Raw genomic sequence first — 8,708 nt, 5'->3', positions numbered from 1 at the left:
TGGGCCCCAAGGTCCAGGCTGCACAAGACTTTGTGCGATCCTCGGGCGGTCGCGCCATCATTTGCGCCCTAGCAGATGTTCCTGCAGCCGTTCGCGGTGAAAAAGGGACAACCGTATCGATGGAGGCGGGGAAAACACAGTTTCACTAGGCCCCAAGAATAGGCCCTGTTCATTATGTTGTCCTCTATGGGACGCGAGGGGCGACGCTGCACGCTGCGCGACACGAGATCGCGCATAGGGGGTGTCAGGCCACTAATTTTTACTGTCTCTGAAGTTCTTGTGGGCGGAATGCTGGCCAGGCAAGATGCTGACCCTCTGCCAAGATATCGTTGCGGCTACAGCGCGGAACTCGGCAGACTTTATGATTTTGGTCCTAAATTTTTGACGCTTCGCAGGCAGTTAGTTTCTCAGTTGCTTATGTTGCGAAACGAATAACAGGCGCTAAGCCTACTATTGAGCAAAAGGGGTTTAATTGTCGCGCAATCTTGAAGCCACTAGAATGGAGCCCTAAGCGCGGAATCGGTGGCCTCTGGGAATAGCCTTCGGCCAAAATTTGAACATATATTTTCTAAAAAGCACCATACGGTAGGAAGCGCAGTTCTGTTGAAATTTCGAAAGTTGGCAAAGTAGTAAATCTAATTTGAAGACCAGCTGCTTTGTCCGCGCTGTAGGCATTCGTTGAATTCTGTCGAACGATCGCGTTGCGCCTAAAGCAGACGTTTTGGCACGCTTTCCTTGCCAAGGCTTATGGCAGTCAACGAAGGGTTGGCGTGGTTCGGTAAGAGCCTTCAGCACACTGTCCTTGCCGTTCCAGTTACGGGCTTATCGTTTGGCGGGAAGGGCAAGTTAGAACCCGATTTGGAGAAAACGAACTTTGGGAAATACATTAATAAACATTTATGTTTAAGTGAAATTTGCGAGCAAATTGACGTAAGGTAAGTACCTGTAATAAATCAACAAATTGAACTCTTTTTGGTCGTGAAAACAACCACTTCAGAAATGTGCGACAAAGTCTTAGGTCATCTAGAGACGTTTAATTTTGCGCCAAGACCTCCAAATAGCCACCAGCCTTTGAATTTCAACCGTGCCTGCGCGGGCGTGAGCTTCGTCCATATGGCCCCTACTCAAACAGGATGGTCCCAATGAATTTTATTCTGCGTGGTAGCCTGGTTACCCAAATCACCATCGGCCTAGTCGCGGGTGTTCTGCTTTCCACCTTTTGGCCCGTTGCCGGGTCAGCCGTCGGCTTGCTCGGCGATTTCTTCGTCGACGCATTAAAAGCCGTTGCACCCGTTCTGGTGTTGATCTTGGTTTGCGCTGCGATCACCAACCACAAAAAGGGCAGCGATGCCCGTATGGGCCCCGTGGTACTCTTATACCTAATCGGAACCTTCGCAGCTGCTCTGGTTGCGGTTGCAGCGAGCTACATGTTTCCGGTTACTTTGCATCTGACCGGCACGCCCGAGCTTTTGGATGCGCCGGGCGGTCTTGCTGAGGTAGTTAAGAATATCTTGCTTAAAATCGTGGACAATCCAGTAAATGCTCTGGTAACCGCAAACTACATCGGCATTCTAGCTTGGGCCGTTGGTCTAGGACTTGTTTTCCGCCACGCCAGTGATACAACTAAGACCCTGATGTCGGATCTGGACGGCGCGATCACCAAGATCGTCGCAGCAATTATCCGGCTAGCTCCAATCGGTATCTTCGGTATCGTGGCTTCGACGATTGCTGAAACCGGCTTTGAAACACTTGCAAGTTATGGCCAACTTCTGGCGTTGCTGCTTGGCTGCATGATTTTCATGGCGCTGGTTGTCAACCCGCTGATCGTGTTCCTGCGCATCCGCAAAAACCCATATCCGTTGGTTTTCACATGCCTGAAAGAGTCCGGTGTTACCGCGTTCTTCATGCGCAGTTCGGCGGCCAATATTCCTGTGAACATGGAACTTTGCCGCCGTATGGATTTGGATGAAGAGACTTACTCGGTCACGATTCCAATCGGTGCTACGATCAACATGGCTGGCGCTGCGATCACTATAACTGTCATGACGCTGGCAACCGTTCATACAATGGGTATTCAGGTTGATTTCATCTCGGCCGTGTTCCTCAGCATCATTGCCTCGATTGCTGCCACCGGGGCTTCGGGCGTAGCAGGTGGATCACTGTTGCTGATCCCAATGGCCGCCAGCTTGTTCGGCATCGACAATGCAACGGCCATGCAAGTGGTGAGCATCGGCTTCATTATCGGCGTGTTGCAAGACTCTGCGGAGACTGGTTTGAACTCATCGACCGACGTTCTGTTCACCGCGGCGGGATCGTACAAACAAGGAGATCCTTACCCACGAAAGTTGGCCGAGGCTCAACTGCCCGCTTAGGAATTGCGTGAAACACTTCAACCGCTGGCACTGGTCGGCGGTTGAAGAACGGATCGGTATGCAAGACAGGCATCGGGTGCAAGTCACTGAACAATCGCATCGAGCCCAAACCTTAGTTTCGGCTTATTTTAGAATTTTTTGTTCAATTGTCGGTTTAGACGCACGCATACTTTGGTCGAGGAGTTACGCTTGATGATCAGAGACGCTAAGATTGCAGTTAACCAAACAGGCAGGTTAACGTTATGCGCAGTGCTATCTTCCTACATTTATTTACATTCTTCCTAGGCGCTATGGTCGTTTCTGAGTCCGCATCGGCAGCTTCTCTCGGACAATACGAGGTTTTTGGCGTTGAAGACGGAGACATGCTGAAATTGCGTGCAGGACCGGGAATAGGGTTCAACGTGATAGCGGGTTTTCCAAATGGAACCGTTTTACGAGTTCACAGTTGCGAGCAGACCGGCGGCACCCGTTGGTGCCGGGTCTCCTTGAAACGTGCGCGTGGTTTAAAGGGATTTGTATCTTGGGCATATTTGCGAAAACTATGATTTTGGCTTTGCAGGGTGCCACCTTAGATATCCAGGTCTTGTCAAAAGAACCAAAATTGAAGCGGTTAGGATGTTTCCCTAACTTCGGCATATTTTGTACGACAGGTAGCGATTGAACTGGAGTGCAGTGACTGTCATCTATTGGCGCAGTTTCGTTCCGGCGACCCAGAACTCATTCCGCCTCGATTGGACACTTGCAGCCAAGAAATCTACGAATAGTCTGACCCGGGCCGTGTTCTTCAAGTCGCGATGTAGCAGTAACCAGATGCTTCTGTAGGGCATGGGTTTCTGAAACGGTGCTCTGATAAGGTTTGGGTGCCGGTCTCCCAGATTGCACGCAAGGTAAGCCATGCCAAGCCCGGATGCGGCCAGCGTGATCAATGGGACAAGTTCAGATACTCGGTGTTTAAGCGTGGCTTTTGGGTAGTAGCTGTTCTTAACCCAGTTCGCCGTGGTCGTCTCTTCTGGCTCATGCCAGCCAATTAGGTGGAGTCCCTCGCCACCGTTATCGGTGACCCGCTCAGCATATTCTCGTGTGCAATAGGCAGCTTGCGACATTTGCACGAGCTTTCGGCCCACGACATCATCCGTCACCTCATTTGCAACTCGGAGCGATACGTCCGCTTCCCGTCGCGTCAAATCACGAATGTCATTTGTGAAGTTCATGTTCAGGGTGATGTTTGGGTAGAGATCGGCGAAAGTGGCGAAATCGTCCATCAGAGATGTCATTGCCAGACCATGGGGCAATGTGATGTAGACCGTGCCAGAAGGTTGAGTGTCGCGACCGACAATCATTCGAGAAGCCGCTGTCATTTCTGCCTCAACGCGTTCGGCGTGAGGCATTAGGTCTTCCCCAAGCTGGGTCAGCGCCAAGCCTTGCTTTGAGCGATCAAAGAGGCGGCTTCCGACACGTTCCTCCATAACCGATAGCCTCCGGGTCAGGGTCGTATGGTTGACCTGAATGCTATCGGCGGCGCCCCGCAATGTCCCAGTTCTTGCAACAGCAAGAAAATACTTCAGATCATCCCAGTTGAGAGAGTGGCTTTCCTTGATCGACATGAAGCTTGTGTTTCATTTTTGAAACAGCGTGTCCAGAAATAACTAACTACAGATCAATTTTCGGGCGGAATACCTTGGGCTAATCAAACGCAAACTCAAGGACTATGACCGATGAACCATATACAATCTGTGTTGATCACCGGCGCAAATGCCGGATTGGGTCGCGAGGCAGCCCGGCAGCTTGCGCTTCAGAAAGGTATATCCAAAGTCTATCTGGCTTGTCGTAACCCAATCAAAGCGGAAGCCGCAAAATCAGTGCTGGAACGTGAAACCGGGCGCAAGATCTTTGAAGTTGTCCTGATGGACGTGACCAGCCCGGCTTCGGTTCGCGCCGCTGTAGCCGCACTTTCCACCCCAATCGACGCGGTAATCCTGAATGCAGGAGGCACGGGCGGGCGGAACCCAAACGGCCTTACCAGCGATGGCGTGACAAATATCTTCGCAACAAATGTTCTGGGTCATGTGGTGTTGGTCGACGCATTGTTAGAGCGCCAGTTAGTGACGTCTACAATTCTATATGCCGGGTCCGAGGCTGCTCGTGGTATTCCCAAAATGGGTATGCACGGCCCAAGCCTGTCCGATGGGACGGTGGACGAGTTCAAGTCAATCGCCGATGGTACCAAATTCGGCCCCGACGGTGATCCGATGCAGACCTATGGCTATGCCAAGCTTACCGCGACCCTCTGGATGGGGGCGATGGCGCGTCAAAACCCTCATATTCGCTTTGTAACCATGAGCCCAGGCGGCACGGCCGGAACGGCTGGCTTTGATGACCTGCCATTTATGAAACGCATTGTCTTCAAACATGTGGGCGGTGTGCTGATGCCTCTGTTAGGCATGATGCACAGCGTTGAAGCCGGAGCAAAACGGTATCTGGACGGGTTGCTCGACCCGGAGTTCAAAACCGGCCATTTCTACGCCAGCCAAGCCGGTTATCCCACTGGGCCGGTCGTGGATCAAGCCGGCATCGATGGGGCTCTGTCGGACATCACCACCCAGGACAACGCGATCAAGGCATTGCGCCAATTCGCCTAGAAAACAGGAGTAATGAAATGGAAACCACACTGAACATCCTCGTTATCCTCGCAACCCTCATGATGTCTGGTCTTGGCATCATGTCGATGTTTGCACCCCGGCGCATGGTTGCTAACTTTGCAATCGAGCCGGTTGGCACAGCCGGGCTGAGCACAATCCGTTCGGTGATCGGCGGGCTGTTTCTGGCCTCAGTGACTTCTCTAGTGATCGCACTGACCACCGGGCAGACTCTGGGCTATGCGGCTGTCGCGGTCCTGATGGCGGTTGTAGCTGCCGGGCGTATTGTCGGAATTTTAGCGGACGGGTTTTACAAGGCAGTTGTGCCACCCTTGGTCGCTGAACTGATGATCATCGGAGTGTTGGTCACCGCGTATTACCAGCTTTCCGCGTAGCCGGGTTTGCTTCAATCGGACGGCGGCGAAGTTGGAATAGCCGCCTTCCGATCAACCAAGCACCAACTCTATGAGTTAACACTCTCGCAATATCCGCTTTGACCGCACAGCGGTCATTCAGACAGATCGCAGCGTACGACCGCACTGAGCCCAAAGTTACCAGGTGCTGCAGTCCGCGCAAACGAAAGTAGTGCGCGGAAAGCCGACTTTGCAAAGTTGCCGTTCAAAGTCTCGCTTGCCCGATCCGACCGTCTCAGATGGTCGGAGGGGCTTCTTGGAAGTGCGGCACTTTAGATTGTTGGCCTAATTGAAGCAAATTTAGGTACAGAGCATTGTTGGGCTACGTTAGCCAACGTAAACGCCAGGTAATAAGGGCAATACGAAATCCAAATATCCTGATGACAATTGACGAACTATTGGTCGATTAATCTCATTGTCCGAGCAAAACCTACCATGCGAGCTTCAGCGCTGCTTTCGTTTAACCGAAATAATGCACCCAGAGTGTTTTGGATGCCGAGCAGGTACATCCCGGGCCATTGCGTCCACGTTTCCGAGGTGCCGCAACGCTCCGTTGTTCAGCAACACGCCTCGCCCAGCATCATACCGGCGCTGTCCAAATCCGCTGGCAACGCATTCCCAGTCTTCCTTGGCCGCCGCGTTGCGGAATCTCGGCAGGTCGTGCGGGTCATGTCGTCCAGGTGTTGCTGCGACGTGATCGTGTTTCTTCGCATTGCTTTGGTGGGTTAAATGGTGGGTCACTTGTGTTGTGCCAGGTTGCTGGACAGTACCGGTTGTCGGCCTCGGCTTAGGGCGCATGATTGTCACGACGCCTTGGGGTTTCGGATGTCCTGGGACTGCCACGTGCGTTGCCGTAGGTTTTGGTGTCAACTGTGGAACCTGACCAGGAACCGCCGTGGGAACCTGATTGGGGGTTGCGGTTGGGACAAGCGGTGGTGTCGCTGTAGTACCGCTGGGTTGCGGAACACGGCCGGGCACTGCGACCGGAATCTGGTTTGGTGTTGCAGTCGGGGCGAGCGGTGGCACAGCATTTTGACCGGTGGGCTGAGACGGGACCTGACCGGGAACGGCGACTGGTACTTGGTTTGGTGTCGCTGTTGGCACCAAGGGCGGCACATTGGGCTGAGGCGGAACCTGATTTGGAACAGCTGTCGGAACCCGGTTTGGTGTCGCGTTCGGTGCCAGAGGCGGAGTTAGGGTCGGCGCTACTACCAGCGTGGGAACCTGACCAGGAACCGCTATCGGTGTCGCAATAGGAACCTGACCGGGAATTGCGTTCGGGACCGCGCCCGGCGCAAGGACTGGAACAGTAACGGACGTGGGCGTTTGCTGCGTTCCCTTAGGCGGCAACTGATTTGCCACCGGCTGAGTTGGACCAGTAACTTGATTACCTGCCCCTTGCCCACCAGCCTGCCCGCACCCTTGGCTCGACTGGTGTGGGTTCCCTACGCCTCGGCACCACCCGTAGTGATTTCCACGGGCAAAGACCTGAGTAGCGGCCAGTTCTGCAATTAGACAAGTTGCGGTTAGTACAGCAATTCGGTTCAGTTTCATAACATCCTCACCAACTTGTTGTCAGAGCAAGATACGCGCCAGGATCGCCAGAGTCGGTCAAAGGGCCGTCTCTCAAAGGGACACCGACATATCCGGACAGGAATAGATTTTGCTTAAACTCAATGTCCAAACCCAGACCTGTCGAGGCCAGTGTAGCATTATCAACTTCGAAACTCGCAGGGTCATTGTTCGAGATGTAACCCAAGTCGAAAAAGGCAAAGGGCGTTAAGCGATGTATGCTCTGGGAACTGGGGAAGTAGGAATGAGACACTTCGAAAATCGCGGAAATTCCGGAATCACCATCCACTTCGTCAAAACGATATCCGCGCAAAGCATAACGATCACCAAGGAAGTACTCTTCGACTGAGGGCAGCCGGTCTGTTGTGTACTGCCCCCAGATCTCGGTTCGCCAAGCTGTGTTGGGAGACAAGCCCGTTAGCGGGCTTTCGTATCCGACGCCGCCTCGTAGATGCCAGAACGAAGAGTCCCCGTCGTCAAAATCCGCGTCTGTCGTGTCGTTGTCATTGTCACCAAAAGATAAGGTTAGCCCCGCTTCCAGAGCTTGTCCCTTTGGATAGTTTTGCCCGTAAAGATATGTAAGGCCAACGACACTCGCGTCACTGGATAGTGGAACGCCACCGCTGACTGATTCCGCTTTTGAAAGGCGATAGTCCAGCAGAAGATACCCATAACGGGCCACATCGCGGATCACGGGGTAACCCATCGCGACTGTGAAGTTCTCGCCGTCAATATCTGTTCTCGCAAAGTCCCCCGAGAGGTCACGTTTTGCGTTTATGTTCCCGTAGAAGATCTCACCGTACAGACCATTGCTGTTCAGCGGCGTGCGATAGGTAAGAGCGCCCCATAAAGAGTGTTCATCGTCTTTGTCCAAATTGTAATTGCCTGATCCCTCAAATCGCAGCAAATCCCCGACGGTCAGCGTTGAATAAAACTCTTGAACGACATAGAAGCTGAGCGCTTCTCCAAGCTCACGCGGAGGGTTGTCGAGTGTCGCACTACCGGCTTGTTTTCGCAGTGTTTCTCCCAATACTCTCAGCCGAGCACCAGCCTGATCCGGATAATCAAGTTCGGTCGACACGTCCAAGTCGGGTATGTCCTCGGCCAACATAACCGCCCGCTCAAATCGCTTGAGAGTTATTGGGTATGCGGTGGTGAGGGGGCGAAAGATCTTTTCTAGGGTTTGGAACGTGCGCGTATCTACACCTTCTATTTCGATGGTTTGAATACGCCCCTCATCAACAACTATGCTCTGCCCATCGGGACCAGGCCACGCCTCAGCCAAGAAGTAGCCGTCTTCTCGGTAGATCTGAGTGATCGTTGATGCGACTTCCACCGCTGTAATGCGCCCTGACCGATCAAAGGCCAACTGACCGGCAAAAGTTAGCAGCTCGTCCGTATCATACACTGTTACGCCGCTGACAGAGTGCTGTGATGCTATGTCCCAGGTTTGTGCAATGCTGTATTTTGGAACCGAAACAATGGCCACAAAAGTGCAAATAATCGCAAGTACAACCGAGTTGGTTACAGGCATTTTCTACAACCTTTGCGTGATTGAGAATGTTAAAACCCAATCCTATTACGAGGTTTGAATGTCTGAGCTTGCCGATATTCGAGTTTGATCACGACTGGTGCTTTCGAGATACACAGCGAACAGGTTACAATGCGCCTTCGTCGCCCAGGAATTCGATACCAGCTGTCGCGCCATCACTGTA

Annotated in this window: 6 protein-coding genes; 4 read left to right on the top strand and 2 right to left on the bottom strand. The window is 52.8% G+C overall.

Annotated elements, in window-relative coordinates; translation table 11 throughout:
- The first annotated feature begins 1,142 nt into the window (after positions 1-1,142).
- Positions 1,143-2,372 carry a serine/threonine transporter SstT gene (sstT, locus tag GOW48_RS22160; protein WP_214648707.1) on the top strand — a complete coding sequence of 410 codons (1,230 nt, stop codon included), beginning with the start codon at positions 1,143-1,145 and terminating at the stop codon, positions 2,370-2,372.
- A gap of 290 nt (positions 2,373-2,662) precedes the next feature.
- Positions 2,663-2,917 (top strand): SH3 domain-containing protein, encoded by a 255-nt coding sequence (locus GOW48_RS22155; RefSeq protein WP_234899584.1) that lies wholly within the window; start codon positions 2,663-2,665, stop codon positions 2,915-2,917.
- A 138-nt stretch (positions 2,918-3,055) separates the two neighbouring features.
- On the opposite strand, the gene GOW48_RS22150 is transcribed toward GOW48_RS22155, so the two are convergent.
- Positions 3,056-3,976: a LysR family transcriptional regulator gene (locus tag GOW48_RS22150; RefSeq protein WP_170756234.1), complete on the bottom strand. Its 921-nt coding sequence runs from the start codon at positions 3,974-3,976 to the stop codon at positions 3,056-3,058.
- Positions 3,977-4,087: 111 nt separating this feature from the next.
- On the opposite strand from GOW48_RS22150, the gene GOW48_RS22145 reads away from it, so the two are divergent.
- Positions 4,088-5,011, top strand: coding sequence for an SDR family NAD(P)-dependent oxidoreductase (locus GOW48_RS22145; RefSeq protein ID WP_170756233.1), 924 nt, complete (start codon positions 4,088-4,090; stop codon positions 5,009-5,011).
- Between the two features lie 17 nt (positions 5,012-5,028).
- Positions 5,029-5,403, top strand: a complete 375-nt coding sequence (locus tag GOW48_RS22140) for a DUF4345 family protein (RefSeq protein WP_170756232.1) — start codon at positions 5,029-5,031, stop codon at positions 5,401-5,403.
- 1,579 nt (positions 5,404-6,982) lie between these two features.
- Here the strand turns inward: GOW48_RS22140 and GOW48_RS22135 are convergent.
- The gene (locus GOW48_RS22135; protein WP_170756231.1) at positions 6,983-8,527 is read right to left on the bottom strand and encodes a ShlB/FhaC/HecB family hemolysin secretion/activation protein; all 1,545 of its coding nucleotides are present in this window, start codon (positions 8,525-8,527) and stop codon (positions 6,983-6,985) included.
- Positions 8,528-8,708 lie beyond the last annotated feature (181 nt).

The sequence above is a fragment of the Ruegeria lacuscaerulensis genome (assembly GCF_013033355.1).
Lineage (GTDB): Bacteria > Pseudomonadota > Alphaproteobacteria > Rhodobacterales > Rhodobacteraceae > Ruegeria > Ruegeria lacuscaerulensis_A.
The sequence above is the reverse complement of the archived record's forward strand: the minus strand, read 5'-3'. Positions and strand labels throughout refer to the sequence as shown.